The sequence below is a fragment of the Brevundimonas nasdae genome (assembly GCF_016654005.1).
In the GTDB taxonomy this organism is placed as follows: Bacteria; Pseudomonadota; Alphaproteobacteria; order Caulobacterales; family Caulobacteraceae; genus Brevundimonas; species Brevundimonas nasdae.
Genome location: NZ_JAEPWN010000001.1, coordinates 299,386 through 315,809, shown reverse-complemented (window position 1 = coordinate 315,809; position 16,424 = coordinate 299,386). Strand labels below are relative to the sequence as shown.

General features: G+C 66.2%; 20 protein-coding genes. 13 read left to right on the top strand and 7 right to left on the bottom strand.

All coding sequences use genetic code 11. From position 1 onward, the window contains the following. Nucleotides 1-9: 9 nt before the first annotated feature. Entirely contained in the window at nt 10-330 is a 321-nt protein-coding gene (locus JKF87_RS01580) for a DMT family transporter (RefSeq protein ID WP_201096694.1), read from the bottom strand. A 171-nt stretch (nt 331-501) separates the two neighbouring features. On the opposite strand from JKF87_RS01580, the gene purB reads away from it, so the two are divergent. From purB to JKF87_RS01560, 4 genes are all read left to right on the top strand, one after another. After that, complete coding sequence (gene purB / locus JKF87_RS01575) at nt 502-1,800, top strand: adenylosuccinate lyase (protein ID WP_201096693.1); 1,299 nt, start codon at nt 502-504, stop codon at nt 1,798-1,800. Continuing rightward, on the top strand, nt 1,801-2,313 hold the full coding sequence (locus JKF87_RS01570) for a DNA-deoxyinosine glycosylase (RefSeq protein ID WP_201096692.1): 513 nt from the start codon (nt 1,801-1,803) through the stop codon (nt 2,311-2,313). After that, on the top strand, nt 2,313-3,164 hold the full coding sequence (purU, locus tag JKF87_RS01565) for a formyltetrahydrofolate deformylase (protein WP_201096691.1): 852 nt from the start codon (nt 2,313-2,315) through the stop codon (nt 3,162-3,164). Before JKF87_RS01570 ends, purU begins: the two co-directional genes overlap by 1 nt. Before the next feature lie 106 nt (nt 3,165-3,270). Further along, a complete protein-coding gene (locus tag JKF87_RS01560) occupies nt 3,271-3,897 on the top strand; it encodes a fasciclin domain-containing protein (RefSeq protein WP_201096688.1) in 627 nt (208 codons plus the stop codon). Between the two features lie 185 nt (nt 3,898-4,082). Here the strand turns inward: JKF87_RS01560 and JKF87_RS01555 are convergent, their stop codons facing one another. After that, nucleotides 4,083-4,406 (bottom strand): DUF1476 domain-containing protein, encoded by a 324-nt coding sequence (locus tag JKF87_RS01555; RefSeq protein WP_201096686.1) that lies wholly within the window; start codon nt 4,404-4,406, stop codon nt 4,083-4,085. 292 nt (nt 4,407-4,698) lie between these two features. Here JKF87_RS01555 and purC point away from each other — a divergent pair, with 292 nt between their 5' ends. Together purC and purS are read left to right on the top strand one after the other, a co-directional pair. Further along, entirely contained in the window at nt 4,699-5,457 is a 759-nt protein-coding gene (gene purC, locus JKF87_RS01550) for a phosphoribosylaminoimidazolesuccinocarboxamide synthase (RefSeq protein ID WP_201096684.1), read from the top strand. Beyond that, entirely contained in the window at nt 5,457-5,693 is a 237-nt protein-coding gene (gene purS / locus JKF87_RS01545) for a phosphoribosylformylglycinamidine synthase subunit PurS (RefSeq protein ID WP_201096682.1), read from the top strand. The genes purC and purS overlap by 1 nt, the downstream gene beginning before the upstream one ends. Before the next feature lie 56 nt (nt 5,694-5,749). Here purS and JKF87_RS01540 read toward each other — a convergent pair whose 3' ends face one another. Next, on the bottom strand, nt 5,750-6,916 hold the full coding sequence (locus tag JKF87_RS01540) for an SAM-dependent methyltransferase (protein ID WP_201096680.1): 1,167 nt from the start codon (nt 6,914-6,916) through the stop codon (nt 5,750-5,752). Between the two features lie 106 nt (nt 6,917-7,022). Between JKF87_RS01540 and JKF87_RS01535 the strand changes: the two genes are divergently transcribed. From JKF87_RS01535 to purQ, 3 genes are all read left to right on the top strand, one after another. Then, entirely contained in the window at nt 7,023-7,502 is a 480-nt protein-coding gene (locus JKF87_RS01535; protein ID WP_201096679.1) for a YbhB/YbcL family Raf kinase inhibitor-like protein, read from the top strand. Between the two features lie 66 nt (nt 7,503-7,568). After that, a complete protein-coding gene (locus JKF87_RS01530) occupies nt 7,569-8,783 on the top strand; it encodes an MFS transporter (protein ID WP_201096678.1) in 1,215 nt (404 codons plus the stop codon). 33 nt (nt 8,784-8,816) lie between these two features. After that, the gene (gene purQ, locus JKF87_RS01525) at nt 8,817-9,479 is read left to right on the top strand and encodes a phosphoribosylformylglycinamidine synthase subunit PurQ (RefSeq protein ID WP_201096675.1); all 663 of its coding nucleotides are present in this window, start codon (nt 8,817-8,819) and stop codon (nt 9,477-9,479) included. A gap of 16 nt (nt 9,480-9,495) precedes the next feature. Here the strand turns inward: purQ and JKF87_RS01520 are convergent, their stop codons facing one another. Together JKF87_RS01520 and JKF87_RS01515 are read right to left on the bottom strand one after the other, a co-directional pair. Continuing rightward, the gene (locus JKF87_RS01520) at nt 9,496-9,684 is read right to left on the bottom strand and encodes a hypothetical protein (protein ID WP_201096673.1); all 189 of its coding nucleotides are present in this window, start codon (nt 9,682-9,684) and stop codon (nt 9,496-9,498) included. A gap of 55 nt (nt 9,685-9,739) precedes the next feature. Further along, the gene (locus JKF87_RS01515; protein ID WP_201096671.1) at nt 9,740-10,141 is read right to left on the bottom strand and encodes a hypothetical protein; all 402 of its coding nucleotides are present in this window, start codon (nt 10,139-10,141) and stop codon (nt 9,740-9,742) included. A gap of 150 nt (nt 10,142-10,291) precedes the next feature. On the opposite strand from JKF87_RS01515, the gene JKF87_RS01510 reads away from it, so the two are divergent. Next, complete coding sequence (locus JKF87_RS01510; RefSeq protein ID WP_201096669.1) at nt 10,292-11,086, top strand: hypothetical protein; 795 nt, start codon at nt 10,292-10,294, stop codon at nt 11,084-11,086. Between the two features lie 14 nt (nt 11,087-11,100). On the opposite strand, the gene JKF87_RS01505 is transcribed toward JKF87_RS01510, so the two are convergent. Both JKF87_RS01505 and JKF87_RS01500 read right to left on the bottom strand, forming a co-directional pair. Further along, nucleotides 11,101-11,346 carry a Tat pathway signal protein gene (locus JKF87_RS01505; RefSeq protein WP_201096667.1) on the bottom strand — a complete coding sequence of 82 codons (246 nt, stop codon included), beginning with the start codon at nt 11,344-11,346 and terminating at the stop codon, nt 11,101-11,103. Beyond that, entirely contained in the window at nt 11,346-11,486 is a 141-nt protein-coding gene (locus JKF87_RS01500) for a hypothetical protein (RefSeq protein ID WP_201096665.1), read from the bottom strand. Before JKF87_RS01500 ends, JKF87_RS01505 begins: the two co-directional genes overlap by 1 nt. A gap of 111 nt (nt 11,487-11,597) precedes the next feature. Here JKF87_RS01500 and purL point away from each other — a divergent pair, with 111 nt between their 5' ends. The 3 genes from purL to JKF87_RS01485 all read left to right on the top strand — a co-directional run bounded on the left by purL (nt 11,598) and on the right by JKF87_RS01485 (nt 16,391). Next, nucleotides 11,598-13,814: a phosphoribosylformylglycinamidine synthase subunit PurL gene (gene purL, locus JKF87_RS01495; protein WP_201096663.1), complete on the top strand. Its 2,217-nt coding sequence runs from the start codon at nt 11,598-11,600 to the stop codon at nt 13,812-13,814. A gap of 41 nt (nt 13,815-13,855) precedes the next feature. Next, nucleotides 13,856-14,941 carry a glycosyltransferase family 4 protein gene (locus tag JKF87_RS01490; RefSeq protein WP_236261020.1) on the top strand — a complete coding sequence of 362 codons (1,086 nt, stop codon included), beginning with the start codon at nt 13,856-13,858 and terminating at the stop codon, nt 14,939-14,941. Between the two features lie 64 nt (nt 14,942-15,005). Then, a complete protein-coding gene (locus JKF87_RS01485) occupies nt 15,006-16,391 on the top strand; it encodes a cytochrome P450 (RefSeq protein ID WP_201096662.1) in 1,386 nt (461 codons plus the stop codon). Nucleotides 16,392-16,424: the final 33 nt, after the last annotated feature.

The window sequence follows — 16,424 nt, the reverse complement described above, 5'->3', positions numbered from 1 at the left end:
GCGCGGCCATCAATGGCTGGATGCGAGTTTCAGCACAACCAGACCCGACACCACCAGGGTCACGCCCGCGATCCTGAGCGGCGTCAGCGGCTCGCCCAGAATAAAGGCCCCGACCGCAAAGGCGCCGACCGCGCCGATGCCGGTCCAGATGGCGTAGGCGGTGCCCAGCGGCAGGGTCTTCATCGCCAGAGACAACAGGCCAAAACTGCCGATCATGAAGACGACCATGCCGATGGTCGGCCACGGCTTGGTGAAGCCGGCAGAGGCCTTCATCAAATAGGCCCAGACGATTTCGAGAAGCCCAGCGGCGAGCAGATAAACCCAGGCCATGACAATCACTTTCCAACTTGATTGCCGGGTCGTCCCGGCATTCAAAACCCGAAAAGGGGGAGGTCGTCCTCACTGAAAGCGCGGCTAATCTGGGACATTGGCCGCCAAAGTCAACCTTGGGGGTCGGGCGAACCTTGACTCGACGCCCCTTGAGACCGACACGACCCGTCCATGATCACGCGCTATTCCCGCCCCGTCGCCGCCGCCATCTGGTCGCAAGAGACCAAGTACAAGATCTGGTTCGAGATCGAGGCCCACGCCGCCACCAAGATGGCGGAACTGGGCGTGATCCCCAAGGAATCGGCTAACGCTATCTGGGCCAAGGGCAAGGACGCGACCTTCGACGCCGACCGCATCGACGAGATCGAACGCACCACCAAGCACGACGTCATCGCCTTCCTGACCCATGTGGCGGAAATCGTCGGCGAGGAAGCCCGCTTCCTGCACCAGGGCATGACGTCATCCGACGTGCTAGACACCTGTTTCGCGGTGCAGCTGGCCCGGTCGTCGGACCTGCTGATCGAGGGCGTGGACCGGGTTCTGGCCGCGCTGGAGACCCGCGCCAAGGAGCACAAATACACCCCGACCGTGGGCCGTTCGCACGGCATCCACGCCGAGCCGGTGACCTTCGGCCTGAAGCTGGCCGGCTATCACGCCGAGTTCCAGCGCGCCAAACGCCGCCTGATCACCGCCAAGGAAGAGATCGCCACCTGCGCCATCTCGGGCGCGGTCGGCACCTTCGCCAACGTCGATCCGGCGGTTGAGCAATATGTCGCCGACCAGATGGGTCTGGCTGTCGAACCCGTCTCGACCCAGGTGATCCCGCGCGACCGCCACGCCGCCTTCTTCGCCGCCCTGGGCGTCGTCGCAAGCTCGGTCGAGCGTCTGGCCGTGGAAATCCGCCACCTGCAGCGCACCGAGGTGCTGGAAGCCGAAGAGTTCTTCGACAAGGGTCAGAAGGGCTCGTCGGCCATGCCGCACAAGCGCAACCCGATCCTGACCGAGAACCTGACCGGCCTGGCCCGTCTGGTCCGCTCGGCCGTGACCCCGGCGATGGAGAACGTCGCCCTGTGGCACGAGCGGGACATCAGCCATTCGTCGGTCGAACGCGGCATCGGCCCGGACGCCACCATCCACCTGGACTTCGCCCTGCATCGTCTGGCGAACGTGGTCGAGCGGCTGAACGTCTATCCTGAGAACATGCAGAAGAACATCGACCGCCTGGGCGGTCTGGTTCACTCGCAGCGGGTCATGCTGGCCCTGACCCAGGCCGGCATTTCGCGCGAGGCGGCCTATGCCGCTGTTCAGGAAAACGCCATGAAGGTCTGGCGCGGCGAAGGCGCCTTCCTCGACTTCCTGAAGGCCGACGAACGCGTCACCCTGCCCCACGACCAACTCGAAGCCCTGTTCGACCTGGGCTACCACACCAAGAACGTGGACGTGGTGTTCAAGCGGGTCTTCGGGGACTGAGTGTCCGACCCGCGCCGCATCGGCTTTGAACCCATTGTCGATGCGGCCACGCGCCTGCTGATCCTGGGCAGTCTGCCGGGAGACGCATCACTGAAGGCGGCGCAGTATTACGCCCATCCGCGCAATGGCTTCTGGCCGCTGATCGGCGGGGTGCTGGGCGAAGACCTGCCCGCCCTGCCCTATGAACAGCGGCTGGCGCGCCTGAGGGGGCGAGGGGTCGGCTTGTGGGATGTCATCGCCTCGGCGGAACGGGCGGGCAGTCTGGATGCGGCCATCCGATCGCCCGAGGCCGCGGACCTGCGTGGATTGGTCGAAAGCCTGCCCCGTCTGAAAGTCGTCGCCTTCAACGGCGGGCTGGCGGCCAGGATGGGGCGGCGGATTCTGGGCGGCATGGACGCGATCGAACTGGTCGATCTGCCGTCATCCAGCCCCGCCCATGCAATATCCTTGTCGGCAAAAGCGCAAACCTGGGCCATACTGGGGAAGTTTCTCCCAGATAAGCCTGCCGCCTGATGATCCTGACCCTTTCCTGCCCTGACCGCCACGGCATTGTCGCGGCGGTTTCCTCATTTCTGCTGGCGCGCGACGCCAACATCTCCGACGCCCAGCAGTTCGGCGACGCCTCCAGCAACACCTTCTTCATGCGGGTGGTGTTCGAACCCGCCGACGGCGACGCCCAACCCGCCATCCGCGACGCCTTTGCGCCGCTGGCCGCGCGTTTCGAGATGGACTGGACCCTGCGCGGCGGCGAACCGCGCAAGGTGATGATCCTGACGTCCAGGTTCGATCACTGCCTGGCGGACCTGCTGTACCGCTGGCGCATCGACGAACTGCCCATGCAGGTGACGGCCATCGTGTCGAACCATCCGCGCGAACTGATCGGCCATGTCGATCTGGGCGACCTGCCCTTCCACCACCTGCCGCTGAAGGCGGGGGACGCCGCCGCCAAGGCCGAACAGGAAAAGACCCTGCTGCGGCTGATCGAGGAGACGGGCACGGAACTGGTGGTCCTGGCGCGCTACATGCAGATTCTGTCCGACGACCTCAGCCGCGCGCTGGAGGGACGCTGCATCAACATCCACCACTCCTTCCTGCCGGGCTTCAAGGGCGCCAAACCCTATCATCAGGCCCATGCGCGCGGGGTGAAGGTGATCGGCGCCACCGCCCACTATGTCACCGCCGATCTGGACGAAGGCCCGATCATCGAACAGGACGTCGAGCGCATCAGTCACCGTGACACGCCCGAAGATCTCATTCGCAAAGGTCGAGATATCGAGCGCCGTGTTCTAGCGCGCGCTGTTCGTCGCCATCTGGAAGACCGCGTTTTGCTGCACGGCAAAAAGACGGTGGTTTTCGAAGACTGAATGCTCAAGCTGCGAATTCTTATGGTCTGCAGTGCATCCTTTATGCCTCACCGCGCGTAACGTTTCCGTGACCGCCTTCAGAGCGGATAAAATGGATGGAAACATTATGATCAACCTTCGCAATACGATGCTCATCGCTGTATCCGGCGCCGCTCTTCTGGCGGTGGCGGCCTGCGGCAACCAGAACAGCACCCCTGCGGACACCGCCGCGCCCGCCCCGGTGGAGACCACGGCGATGACGCCCGAAACCCCGATGCCCATGGTCGGCGGCGCGGCCATGGATCCGGCCCAGACGATCGTCGCAAACGCCTCCAAGGCCTCGAACCTGTCGACCCTGGTCGCCGCCGTTCAGGCCGCAGGCTTGGTCGACACCTTGAATGGCGCCGGTCCCTTCACGGTTTTCGCGCCTGACAACGCCGCCTTCGACAAGATTCCCGAAGCGACCCGCACCGCCCTGATGCAGCCGGCCAAGAAGGCCGATCTGACCAAGATCCTGACCTATCATGTCGTCCCCGGGCGCCTGACCGCAGCCGACATCGCCGCCCAGGCCCAGGCCGACGGCGGCACGGCCACGCTGAAGACGGTGCAGGGCGAAGAGCTCAAGGTTTCGGCGGGTCCGAACAACACCTGGGTCATCACCGACGCCAAGGGCGGCAAGTCCACGATCACCCAGGCGGACGTGGGTCAATCCAACGGCGTCGTCCACGTCGTGGACACGGTGCTGATGCCGTAAAAATAATTTTCGGCTCAAGCCGATTGAGCTGAAACCAAATAGCGCGCGCCGTGTTCTTCAAGGGCGCGAGAGACGCACACTAAGCCGGGCGAGACTTCCCCCAACGTCCCCGGCAAAAAGAAAGGGCCGCATTTTCCCCCGGATGCGGCCCTTTCGATTCTCTGATTGGCCCTTAGACCAAAGACTTACTCGCCTGCGCGGATCTGCTCACGCGCGATGGAGGCCAGTTCGTCCATCTTGGAATAGATTTCGCTGTCCGGAACGGTCAGGCCCGAGCCCTTCAGGTCGCCGGCGACCTTGCGGAACACGTCCTCGTCGCCCGGCTGTTCAAAGTCGGCGCGCACGACGGCCTGCGCATATTGATCCGCGCTCTCGGACGACAGGCCCATCTTCTCGGCCGCCCACAGGCCCAGCATCTTGTTGCGCCGGGCGATGGCCTTGAATTCCTGCTCCTGATCGAGTGCGAACTTGGCCTCAAAGGCCTTTTCCCGATCGTCGAAGGTCGTCATCTCGCTCAGCATAGCTCCGTGAACCCCGATCACCTCGGGACATCCGCCGTCTATAGCCCCCCCGCGCCCGAACGCAACCAGACTTGCATCGCAGGGTCGCAATGTCCCCATGGTTTTGCATGCACCGTTGCGGTCCATCCTCATTTGTATAGAGGGCCGCGTTCGGCTAAGGAGACGCCGAACGAGATTGACTGCCTGAACGATTCCGAAACGCGCCGCCAGGATCGGGACTTGCCCTGCATCATGGCCGCGCGATTTTTGTTTCTGAGGGCGCCCGTAAGCGGGACGGACGATGAACAGCAAGCGCAAGAAGCTCTACGAGGGCAAGGCCAAGATCCTTTATGAAGGACCAGAGCCCGGCACCCTGATCCAGTATTTCAAGGACGACGCCACTGCGTTCAATGCGCAGAAGAAGGCCGTGCTTGAAGGCAAGGGCGTGATCAACAACCAGATCAGCGAATTCATCATGTCGCGCCTGAACGGCATCGGCGTGACCAACCACTTCATCAAGCGCCTGAACCTGCGCGAACAGCTGATCCGCGAAGTCGAGATCATCCCGCTGGAAGTCGTCTGCCGCAACATCGTCGCCGGTTCGATGAGCCAGCGCCTGGGCATCGAGGAAGGCACCCCCCTGCCCCGCTCGATCATCGAATTCTACTACAAGAAGGACGAGCTCAACGACCCGATGGTCACCGAAGAGCACATCACGGCCTTCAACTGGGCCTCGACCCAGGAACTGGACGACATCCTGGCGATGACCGTCCGCGTGAACGACTATCTGTCCGGCCTGTTCAGCGCCGTCGGCATCACCCTGGTCGACTTCAAGATCGAGTTCGGCCGCGTCTGGGAGAACGACTTCAGCCGCGTGATCCTGGCCGACGAGATCAGCCCCGACAGCTGCCGCCTGTGGGACACCGCCTCGGGCGAGAAGCTGGACAAGGACCGCTTCCGCCGCGACCTGGGCGATGTCATTGAAAGCTATACTGAAGTCGCGCGCCGCCTGGGCATCATGAAGGGCATGCCGACTGTGATTCAAGGAGGGCTGCACTGATGGCCAAGGTCAAGGTTCACGTCTTCCTCAAGCCCGGCGTCCTGGACGTTCAGGGCAAGGCCGTCGAAGGCGCCCTGCAGGGCCTGGGCTGGCCCGGCGTCTCAGGCGCCCGCGTCGGCAAGCTGATCGAGTTCGATCTGGACGGCGTCGAAGACCCGCAGGCCGAGGCCAAGAAGATGTGCGAACAGCTTCTGGCCAACACGGTCATCGAAAGCTACCGCATCGAGGTCGCATAAGACATGAGAGCCGCCCTGATCATCGGGGCGGCTCTTTTGCTATCGAACAGGCCTGCTCAGTTCCGACACAGATAGTCCCGCGTGAGCGGCACGGCGTCCGGCTTCTTCGTCAGCTGCAGCTGGAACACCATCTGGCCCAGTTCGCGGAAGGCGACTTCGCTGACGGCGAGATAGAACTCCCACATCCGGCAGAAGCGTTCGTCATACATGGCCAGGGCCTCGTCGCGGCGGGCCAGGAACCGTTCGCGCCACGCCTTCAGGGTCTCGGCGTAGTGCAGGCGCAGCACCTCCATGTCGGTGACCCACAGGCCCGCGCGTTCGATGGCGGGCAGCACCTCTGACAGGGCCGGAATATAGCCGCCGGGGAAGATGTATTTCCTGATCCACGGCTGGGTGCGGCTGGGCGGTCCCTTGCGGCCGATGGAGTGGATCACCGCCACCCCGTCGTCGGTCAGCAGTCGCGCCACATGGTCGAAATACTCCTGATAGTTCGGCGCCCCGACGTGTTCGAACATGCCGACCGAGACGATGCGGTCGAACGGCTGGTTCAGGTCGCGATAGTCCTGAAGCCGGAAATCGGCCCGATCGGCCAGACCCTGCGCCGCCGCCCGTTCGTTGGCCGTGCGGTGCTGTTCGGTGGACAGGGTGACGCCGGTGACCTGCGCCCCGGCCTTGGTCAGCGACAGACCCAACCCGCCCCAACCGCAGCCGATGTCCAGCGCCCTCTGTCCCGGCGACAGCACCAGCTTGTCGATCAGCCGTTGCTTCTTGGCGGCCTGCGCCTGCTCCAGCGTCGCATCGGGCGTTTCGAAATAGGCGCAGGAATACTGCAGGTCCGCATCCAGAAAGAGCCGGTAGAAATCCACCGTCAGATCATAGTGGTGATGCACATTGGCCCGGGCGTGGCGGCGGTCGTTGGCCTGCTCCATCGCGCGGCGGATGCGCCAGCCGAAGGGCTGCGGGCGCGACTGGCTGGACAATTGCGACGCCGCCAGCGCCACGAAGTCATAGATGTCGCCGCCTTCGATGCGGAACCCGCCATCCATGAAGGCCTCGCCCAGCTTCAATTCTGGATTGCCGGCGATGGCCAGGGCGGTCTTGCGGTCCTCGATCACCGCCGTCAGTTCAGGCTCTCCTGGTCCCGCCCTCAGGGTTTGACCGCCGGGCAGCCGCACCGCGATCGCGCGGGTGCGGAAGGTTCTGTCCAGAAGAGATTGCAACATGGCCCCATCCTCCTAACTGCTTCAAAGCTAGTGACGGATTTCCGTCGCGCAACAACGACCCGCGTTTTCCATTAAGATGCGGCCCAGTTTTTCGGAGACAACGCCCATGAGCTTCACCCTGACCTCCACCGATATCCGCGATGGCGGCGTCCTGCCGGACGCCCAGGTCCAGTCCAAGGGGAACACCTCGCCGCAGTTGTCCTGGTCCGGCGCGCCGGAGGGGACCAAGAGCTATGCAATCACCTGCTATGACCCGGACGCGCCGACCGGCTCGGGCTTCTGGCACTGGACCGTGGCCAACATCCCCGCCGAAGTGACCGAACTGCCGGCGGGCGCAGGTTCGCCAGGCGGCGATCTGCCCAAGGGCGCCATTCAGGGGCGCACGGACTATGGCCAGCCCGGCTTTGGCGGCGCCGCCCCGCCCGCAGGCCACGGCCCGCACCGCTACATCTTCACCGTCTTCGCCGTGGACGTCGAAAGCCTGGATGTGAACGCCGACAATTCGGGCGCCATCTACGGCTTCAATCTACATTTCCACACCCTGGCCAAGGCCAGCATAACCGCGACCTACGAAAACAAGGACTGACCCGGCTTGATCGACGGGGGCGGCGACCTATGTTGCAGCGCAACACCCCTCCCCCGGACGATCTTCATGACCACCTGCGACGTCGCGGCGCCCCGCGAATCCGTCAACCCGCCCCTTGCCGGGGGGCAGGTGGCTCTTGTCCTGATCGCCCTGGCCATGGGCGGCTTCGCCATCGGCGTGACCGAGTTTGCGGCCATGAGCATCCTGCCGGACTTTGCGGCAGGTCTGGGCGTCGACGCCCCCACCGCCGGCCACGTCATCAGCGCCTATGCCGCGGGCGTGGTGGTCGGGGCGCCGATCCTGGCGGTGCTGGGCGCGCGCCTGCCGCGCTGGCTGCTGCTGATCGGCTTCATGGCCCTGTTCGCCGTCGCCAATGTCGCCAGCGCGCTGGCCCCCACCTATCACTGGATGCTGGTCTTCCGCTTCCTCAGCGGCCTGCCGCACGGGGCCTATTTCGGCGTGGCGGCCCTGGTCGCGGCCTCGGTCGTGCCGCTGGCCTACAGAACACGCGCCGTATCGACGATCCTGATGGGTCTGACCGTGGCCACGGTCATCGGCGTGCCCTTCGCCAATATCATCAGCCACACCTACGGCTGGCGCTGGACCTTCGCCATCGTCGGCGTGCTGGCCGTCATCACCATGGCCCTGGTCGCCCTGTTCGCGCCGCGCGACCCGGCCCACGCCGACGCCAGTCCTCTGCGTGAGCTGGGTGCTCTGAAGCGCGGGCAGGTCTGGCTGACCCTGGGGGTCGGCGCCATCGGTTTCGGCGGCATGTTCGCGGTCTATGCCTATCTGGCCTCGACCCTTCAGGCGGTTACCGGCATCGGGCCTGAAGTCCTGCCCTGGGTCTTCGCCGTGTTCGGCGTGGGCATGTTCCTGGGCAATATCCTGGGCGCCTGGGCCGCCGACCATATCGGTTTTCCCGCAGCGGGGGGCCTGCTGATCTGGAGCGCGATCGCCCTGGCCCTCTATCCGTTCGCGGCGACCAACCTATGGGCCCTGATGGTCGTGATCTTCCTGATCGGAGGCGGCGGCGGTCTGGGGTCCATCCTGCAGACGCGCCTCATGGATGTGGCGGGCGACGCCCAGACCCTGGCTGCGGCGCTGAACCACTCGGCCTTTAACACCGCCAACGCCATCGGCCCCCTGCTGGGCGGCATGGCCATCGCGGCGGGATACGGCTGGACCTCGACCGCCTGGGTCGGCGTGGCCCTGTCGCTGGGCGGCTTCGTCATCTTCGTCATCGCCTGGCTGACGGGCCGCAAGCACGCGACGGCCTGACAAGTCGAAAGAAGCCTGCTAAAGGCCCGCGCCATGAGCGCCGCCGTCATCGTCTTCCCCGGTTCCAACTGCGATCGCGACTGCAAGGTCGCCATTGAACGCTCCACCCGCGAGCCCGTCTCGATGGTCTGGCACGCCGAGACGGAACTGCCCAAGGGGCTGGACCTGATCGTCATTCCCGGCGGCTTCTCCTATGGCGACTATCTGCGCTGCGGGTCCATGGCGGCCCAGTCGCCGGTGATGCAGGCGGTCAAGAAGGCGGCGGATGACGGCGTCACCGTGGTCGGCATCTGCAACGGCTTCCAGATCCTGTGCGAAGCCGGAATGCTGCCCGGCGCCCTGCTGCGCAACAAGGGCCTGAAATACATCTGCAAGCCCATCGCCCTGACGGTCGCCAACGCCCAGACCCGCTTCACCACCGGCTATGCCGATCAGGCCGAGGTCGTCATGACCCAGGGCAACGCCGACGGAAACTTCTTCGCCGACGCCGAAACCCTGGCCCGGATCGAGGGCGAGGGCCAGGTCGTGTTCCGCTATGTCGACAATCCCAACGGCTCGGTGAACGACATCGCCGGCCTGCAGAACGCGCGCGGCAATGTGCTGGGCATGATGCCCCACCCCGACCGCGCCTTCGAGGCCGAACTGGGTTCGGCGGACGGCGCCGTCCTGTTCCAGAGCATCTACGCCGCAGCCTGACGCCTGGGCCGACGCTTCAGTCGTCCTTTCTCTGCGACACGCCGTCTTCCGACGCCTCGTCTTCATCCGGTGTGATGACGCCGCCCGGTTCGCGCTGGGCCGCCAGTTCGCGTGCGCCGACGCCCTGGCCGTTTTCAATGGCGCGGTTGGCTTCGACTTCGTCGGTTTCGAAGTGCGGGGCGTTGTCTTCAGGGCGTTCAGCCATGTCGGTGTCTCCTGTGGTCAGACAGGACTAGCGGACAGCCGACACGCCGGTTCCCTCAGCGTCCGCTGAACGCCTCCAGGCTGGCGCGGGACAGGGGGCGGAAGGTGTAGAAACGGCCGTCGACCACGATCGTCACCTCATGCGCCTGGGGACGTTGCAGGATGGAGGGGTCGTCGCGCGGCACAATACGGCCTGTGGCGATGTTCTTGACGTCCATCTCCAATGATCCGACCCGCACGCCGGACGAGGCCAGAAGTCGGGCGATGCCGCGCGCCTCATTGGCCTGCTGCTCAGGGGTGAAGGCCTGCTGGAGCCGGGCCCAGGCGGTCTGAAGCTGCTGGGCGTTGACGCTGACGGAAGGCGTCGTCCGCTCCTGCGCCAGGACCGTCGCGCCAGAACCACCCGCCGTCAGGGCGACGGCCAGAAGCGCGCGGATGGCGAGGATTCTGCAGGACACGCGAGGGGGCTCGGAACGACCGCGTCAGGCCGGGACGCACCCTCCCCACTACACCGACTGACAGAACAGTGCGACATAGATAGCTGGGCGAATGAACCATCCGCCCTTCCGATGCGTAATCCTGGTTCGACCTTCACTGTTGGAGCCGTCATGTCCTCGATCATTCGCCCCACGCCCGCCCAGCGCACTCGACGCATGATCGTCCTGCTGGCCGCCCTGTTCGCCATCGCTACGCCCATCATCCAGAACCTGGCCGGCTTGGGCCTGACCCAGGCCGAGTTTGCGGCCGACGGCAATACGACGCTCAGGGTCGCAGGCTACGCCTTCTCGATCTGGGGCCTGCTGTATCTGGGCCTGCTGGCCTATGCGGTGCGGCAGGTGCTGCCGCAGACGGGCGAGAGCACCCTGATCAACCGCCTGGGCTGGCCATCGGTTGTGACCCTGTTCGGTATCGGCTTCTGGATCATCGTCGCGGCGATGAACCTGAAGGCGGCCAGCGTCATCATCATCTTCGCCAGTCTGATCGCCTTGCTGGTTCCGCTGCTGGTCTTTGGCGGCACGATCCAGGCGCTGGGTCGGTTTGACCGAGACCGGATGCTGACGGTCTGGCCTTTGGCAGGCCTGGCGGGCTGGCTGACGGTGGCGGCGCCGTTGAACCTGATCACCACGGCGACGGCCTTCAACGCCTTGCCGACCGCGCTCACGCCGACCGGATGGGCCGTGGCGGCGGTGGTGGTCACAGCCTTGATCGCGATAGGGGTCACCGCCCGCCTGCGGACCCTGGCCTATCCCCTGCCCGTCGCCTGGGGCCTGCTGGGCGCCTTTGTGGCGGAACAGCCTGACAATCCCGCCTTGGCCTTCACGGCCCTGGCCGCCGCCATACTGGTGCTGCTGGGGGGTGTTCTGCTGACCTTCCGTCTGCGGCCGGGCGTAGAGCGCGGCTGAAGTCAGAGCCGAACTCAGGGCTTGGGCGGATCGTCGGTGATCGCGTCATCCTGGGGGTCATGATCGTCGGCGCCCACGTCAAAGGCGCCGCTTTCGTCAAAGCCGACGCTGCCCACGCCAACGGCCGAGCCGGTCAACCTCTGGCGGCTGTGCAGAGCCAGTTCCGGCGCCGCCTCGTCCAGCGCCCTGGTGATCTCCGGGTCGTTGGAGCGGTCCATCTGCTGATGTTCGGCGGCGGGAAGGCGGGTCTTGTCGGTCATCACTTGTCCTCCTCATCGGCGTCGTCGGCGTGGGGTTGCGGCTGCTCAGCCAGAGCAGAGGCGCCCGCGTCATCGGCGGCGATTTCGGGCAGATCCTCGTCCTGCGGCGTGGCGGCGGGGTCGATTGGGCGGTCGGTCATGCAAGGCTCCTGCGGCTTTCGCCTGAATCAACCGCCCGGCCTCAACGATGTTCCCTGATCTTGCGCCGTGCGGGCTGACATTTGCCCCGTCTGCGGCTAGAAGCCCCGCCCATGAGCGCTCCTGAAAAGACGATGTCCGAATTGGCCGCTGAATACGGCCTGGCCCCGAACGAGTATCAGGTCGTCCTCGACCGGCTGGGGCGCGAGCCGAACCATGTCGAGCTGGGCGTCTTCTCGGTCATGTGGTCCGAGCACTGCTCCTACAAGTCCTCCAAGATCCACCTGGGCAAGTTCCCGACCACCGGCGAGCGCGTTATCTGCGGTCCGGGCGAGAACGCAGGCGTGATCGACATCGACGACGGCGACGCCTGCATCTTCAAGATGGAGAGCCATAACCACCCCTCCTACATCGAGCCCTATCAGGGTGCGGCGACGGGCGTGGGCGGCATCATGCGCGACGTCTTCACCATGGGCGCGCGCCCGGTGGCCCTGCTGAACGCCCTGCGTTTCGGCGATCCGTCGCACGAGAAGACCAAACGCCTGGTCCAGGGCGTGGTCAGCGGCATCGGCGGCTACGGCAACTGCGTCGGCGTGCCGACCGTTGCGGGCGAGACCAACTTCCACAAGGGCTACAACGGCAACATCCTGGTCAACGCCATGTGCGTCGGCCTGGCCCGCGCCGATGAGATCTATTACTCGGCCGCGCCCGAAGCGGGCCATGACGTGGTCTATTTCGGCTCCAAGACCGGCCGCGACGGCATCCACGGCGCCACCATGTCCTCGGCCGAGTTCGACGATGAGTCGGACGCCAAGCGCCCCACCGTCCAGGTCGGCGACCCCTTCGCCGAGAAGCTGCTGATCGAGGCCACGCTGGAGCTGATGGCCTCGGGCGCCGTCGCCGCCATTCAGGACATGGGGGCCGCGGGCCTGACCTCTTCATCCGTCGAAATGGCGGGCAAGGGCGGCGTCGGCATAGAGTTGAATCTCGACAAGGTGCCCCAGCGCGAAACCGGCATGACCGCCTACGAGATGATGCTGTCGGAAAGCCAGGAACGGATGCTGGCGGTCCTGAAGCCCGGCTATGAAGACGTCGGCTACCGCATTTTCCAGAAGTGGGGCCTGGACTTCGCTGTCATCGGCAAGACCACGAACACCGGCCATCTGGTGCTGACGCATCATGGCGAGACGGTCTGCGACGTGCCGCTGGCGCCCCTGTTCGACGACGCCCCCCTGTACGACCGCCCGTGGGTCCAGCCGGAGCTTCAGCCCAAGCTGAACCATTCGGACATCCCCGCCCCCCAGAACTGGGCCGATGCGGTGATGAAGGTCGTCGCCTGCCCCGACATGGCGTCCAAGCGCTGGATCTGGGAACAGTACGACCGCCACGTCATGGCCGACACCCTGCAGGACTCATCGACGGGCGCCGACGCCGGCGTGGTGCGGGTGCATGGCACGGACAAGGGTCTGGCGGTCACCTCCGACTGCACCCCGCGTTACGTCCAGAACGACCCCTATGAAGGCGGAAAACAGGCGGTGGCCGAGGCCTGGCGCAATCTGACCGCCGTAGGCAGCCGCCCTATCGCCATCACCGACAATCTGAACTTCGGCAACCCGCAACGCCCCGAGATCATGGGCCAGATCGTGCGCGCCATCGACGGCATGGCCGAGGCCTGCCGCGAACTGGACTTCCCGGTCGTGAGCGGAAACGTGTCGCTCTATAACGAGACGAACGGCGTCGCCATTCCGCCGACCCCGACCGTCGGCGCGGTGGGCCTGCTGCCCAACTATGACGTGGTGACCGGCTTCAGCGGCATGGCCGAGGGCGATACCCTGGTCCTGATCGGCCAGACGCACGGGGAGCTGGGCGCGTCGATCTATCTGCGCGAGGTTCTGGGCCGCGAGGACGGCGCTCCGCCGCCCGTCGACCTGAAGCTGGAAAAGAAGACCGGCGACTTCGTGCGCGACCTGATCGAAGGCGGCGAACTGACCGTGGTCCACGACCTGTCCGACGGCGGCCTGATCGGCGCGGCGGCGGATCTGGCGCTGGCGTCTGACGTCGGCGTGACCCTGGACGCGTCCAGCGCCGCCCACGCCCACATCTTCCTGTTTGGCGAGGATCAGGCCCGGTATCTGGTCGCCGTGCCGGATGCGGACGCCCTGATCGCCAAGGCGCGGGACGCCGGTCTGCACGCCTCGGTCGTCGGCCATGCGGGCGGCGACGCCTTCGCCTCTCGCGGCGACAAGGGCGATCTGTTCAGCATCCCCGTCGCCCACCTGCGCGAATGGCACGAAGGCTGGATGCCCGGCTGGCTGGGAAGCGCCGCCTGAACCGCTTCCCTTGACCGAGGGCTCATGAGCAGGCTGCAGGCATGAAAACCGCCGTCGTCATGGGCCCCGGCTCAATCTTCTGCAGCACCCAGCCGAACTCGATCGAGACGGTGGCGCGCACCCTGTCGCGCTACAGCGCCAACCGGGATCAGGTGACCGTCTATTGCGATGCGGGGGCTGTGGATCGCGGCGACCTGCGGACGGTCGCCGTCGCGCCCGGCCTGGGGCGGACCGGACGCATCATCCGCGCCCTGCGCCGTGATCCGCCGCAGTTTCTGGAGTTGCACCAGCACGGTCCCAGCGCCGCCGCCATCGCCCGCGCCTTTCCGCATATCCCCAGCGTCCTGTACCGCCACAATCAGGCCAGCGGCGGCCGCGGCCCGCTGGCGCGGATGCGTTATGAGCACCGTTTCCGCGCCTTCGACGGCCATGTCTTCGTCAGCGACTATCTGCGCGGCGCCTTCGCCGACTGTTTTCCGGCCCTGGCCGCGCGCGGCTTCACCATCCACAATCCCATAGACGCCGACCTGTGGGCCGCCCCGGTCGAAGGGCGCGGGCCGGTCATCGCCTATACCGGCCGCGCCGTGCCGGAAAAGGGCTTCGACCTGATCTGCGCCGCGCTGGAGCCGGTGCTGGATCGCCATCCCGACTGGCGGGCGGACCTGCTGGTGATCGACTGGCGCACCCATGCCGACTGGGCCCAGGCCCAGATCGACCGGCTGGCCCGCTTCGGCGACCGTGTCTCCCTGCGCAAGCAGCAGCCGTGGGCCGTTGTGCGCGACACCCTGCAAAGCGCCGCCATCGCCCTGGTCCCGTCCGCCTTTCCTGATCCCTTCCCTCTGGCGGCGCTGGAGGCCCATGCGGCGGGCGCGGCGGTCATCTCGTCCGGTCGCGGGGGCTTGCGCGAAGGCAGCGGTCCGCACGCCCTCTATGTCGAGCCGCTGGATGCGCCCACCCTGGCCGACCGGATCGAACAGCTGATCGCCGATCCCGAACAGCGGCTGGCGATGGCGCGCAGCGGCCAGCAGCACGTCCAGACCGAACACACGCCCCAACGCCGCGCGGCCCAGCTGGACGCCCTGCGCGACCGTCTGGTCGAGACCCGAAAGACCCGCGCACAGACCTGAAACATGGCGCATCGCGCCGCCCGCCCCTATCTTTCGCCAGGGGCCATGCGGAGCAGACACGCTAATGACGGTCGTCGATACGCCTTTCGTTCCTCGCACTCCGGCGCGCCGGACGCAGCCGCTGTCGCTGCTGCCCTTCCTCTGGATCAGTTGGCGCGACCCCATCCGCATGTGGTCGGAACGGCATTTCAACGAGCCGCAACTGCATGGGCACAGCGTGCTGGGCGAGATCCTGGTGGTCAGCCATCCCGAGGGCGTCCGCCATGTCCTGACGGAAAACGCAGCAAACTATGTAAAGGGCGACCTGCAGCGCCGGGTTCTGGGGCCGATGCTGGCCGAGGGCCTGCTGCTGACCGAGGGCGACACCTGGCGGCGCGCACGGCGCATCCTGGCCCCCCTGTTCACGCCCGCCAAGATGGCCACCCTGAACGCCCGCATGGCCGAGGTCTGCCACGCCCGCGTCGCCTCATGGTCCCTGTCGGCGCATGGGCGGGTGCTGGACATCGACAGCGAGATGTCCGGCCTGACCTTCGACATCCTGTCGGCGACCATGTTCTCGGACGAACTGGGCGGCGAGGCGCGCGGGTTCGAGCGCGCCCTGAACCAGTTTCTGGCCAATGGGGCGCGGATTGATCCGCTGGACGTGCTGGGCGCGCCGGACTGGGCCCCGCGCCTGGGACGGCTGGCCAGTTTCCGCTCGGCCCGTTTCTTCGAACGACGGGTGACCCGTCTGGTCGAGGCGCGCCGCGCCCATATCGAGGCAGGCGGCGAGGCCCATGACGACCTGCTCAGCGCCCTGCTGCTGGCGCGCGACGAGAACGGGGGGCCCGGTCTGTCGGATGAAGAGGTCGCCGCCAACATCCTGACCTTCATCCTGGCCGGACATGAGACGACCGCCCGCGCCCTGGGCTGGACCCTGCATCTGCTGTCGCGCCAGCCGGAATATCTGGCCCGGCTTCAGGCCGAGGCCGACGCCTTCGACGTCAGCCAGCCCAGATGGGCCGACAACCTGCCGTGGACCCGCGCCGTGCTGGAGGAGACGATGCGCCTGTTCCCGCCCGCCCCGACCATGGCCCGCACCGCCCTGGCCGACGACGAGGTCGGGGGGCAGAAGATCAAGGCGGGCGCCACCGTCATCATCTCGCCGTGGATTCTGCAGCGTCACAAACTGCTGTGGGATCAGCCCGACGCCTTCAAGCCCGAGCGCTTCCTGCCGGAAAACCGCAAGTCCGTGGACCGCTACGCCTATATTCCGTTCAGCGCCGGGCCGCGCGTCTGCATCGGCGCCGCCTTCGCCATTCAGGAGGCCATGATCGCCCTGGCCGCCATCCTGCGTGTCGCCGAAGTCGAGGCCGTCACCGCCGTCGAGCCCCGCCCTGTGCACCAGATCACCCTGCGCAGCAGCCAGCCGATGCGGCTTCGTCTCCGGGCGCGGCGAAAGCCGGCCTGATCGCCAATGTCCCCGGCGCGTCAACGGATCGTC

Bases quoted from the DNA above. Each gene is read 5' to 3' on its own strand.
- JKF87_RS01580 (WP_201096694.1), bottom strand. From the start codon at position 330: ATGGCCTGGGTTTATCTGCTCGCCGCTGGGCTTCTCGAAATCGTCTGG.
- purB (WP_201096693.1), top strand. From the start codon at position 502: ATGATCACGCGCTATTCCCGCCCCGTCGCCGCCGCCATCTGGTCGCAA.
- purU (WP_201096691.1), top strand. From the start codon at position 2,313: ATGATCCTGACCCTTTCCTGCCCTGACCGCCACGGCATTGTCGCGGCG.
- JKF87_RS01560 (WP_201096688.1), top strand. From the start codon at position 3,271: ATGATCAACCTTCGCAATACGATGCTCATCGCTGTATCCGGCGCCGCT.
- JKF87_RS01555 (WP_201096686.1), bottom strand. From the start codon at position 4,406: ATGACGACCTTCGACGATCGGGAAAAGGCCTTTGAGGCCAAGTTCGCA.
- purC (WP_201096684.1), top strand. From the start codon at position 4,699: ATGAACAGCAAGCGCAAGAAGCTCTACGAGGGCAAGGCCAAGATCCTT.
- purS (WP_201096682.1), top strand. From the start codon at position 5,457: ATGGCCAAGGTCAAGGTTCACGTCTTCCTCAAGCCCGGCGTCCTGGAC.
- JKF87_RS01540 (WP_201096680.1), bottom strand. From the start codon at position 6,916: ATGTTGCAATCTCTTCTGGACAGAACCTTCCGCACCCGCGCGATCGCG.
- JKF87_RS01535 (WP_201096679.1), top strand. From the start codon at position 7,023: ATGAGCTTCACCCTGACCTCCACCGATATCCGCGATGGCGGCGTCCTG.
- JKF87_RS01530 (WP_201096678.1), top strand. From the start codon at position 7,569: ATGACCACCTGCGACGTCGCGGCGCCCCGCGAATCCGTCAACCCGCCC.
- purQ (WP_201096675.1), top strand. From the start codon at position 8,817: ATGAGCGCCGCCGTCATCGTCTTCCCCGGTTCCAACTGCGATCGCGAC.
- JKF87_RS01520 (WP_201096673.1), bottom strand. From the start codon at position 9,684: ATGGCTGAACGCCCTGAAGACAACGCCCCGCACTTCGAAACCGACGAA.
- JKF87_RS01510 (WP_201096669.1), top strand. From the start codon at position 10,292: ATGTCCTCGATCATTCGCCCCACGCCCGCCCAGCGCACTCGACGCATG.
- JKF87_RS01505 (WP_201096667.1), bottom strand. From the start codon at position 11,346: ATGACCGACAAGACCCGCCTTCCCGCCGCCGAACATCAGCAGATGGAC.
- JKF87_RS01500 (WP_201096665.1), bottom strand. From the start codon at position 11,486: ATGACCGACCGCCCAATCGACCCCGCCGCCACGCCGCAGGACGAGGAT.
- purL (WP_201096663.1), top strand. From the start codon at position 11,598: ATGAGCGCTCCTGAAAAGACGATGTCCGAATTGGCCGCTGAATACGGC.
- JKF87_RS01490 (WP_236261020.1), top strand. From the start codon at position 13,856: ATGAAAACCGCCGTCGTCATGGGCCCCGGCTCAATCTTCTGCAGCACC.
- JKF87_RS01485 (WP_201096662.1), top strand. From the start codon at position 15,006: ATGACGGTCGTCGATACGCCTTTCGTTCCTCGCACTCCGGCGCGCCGG.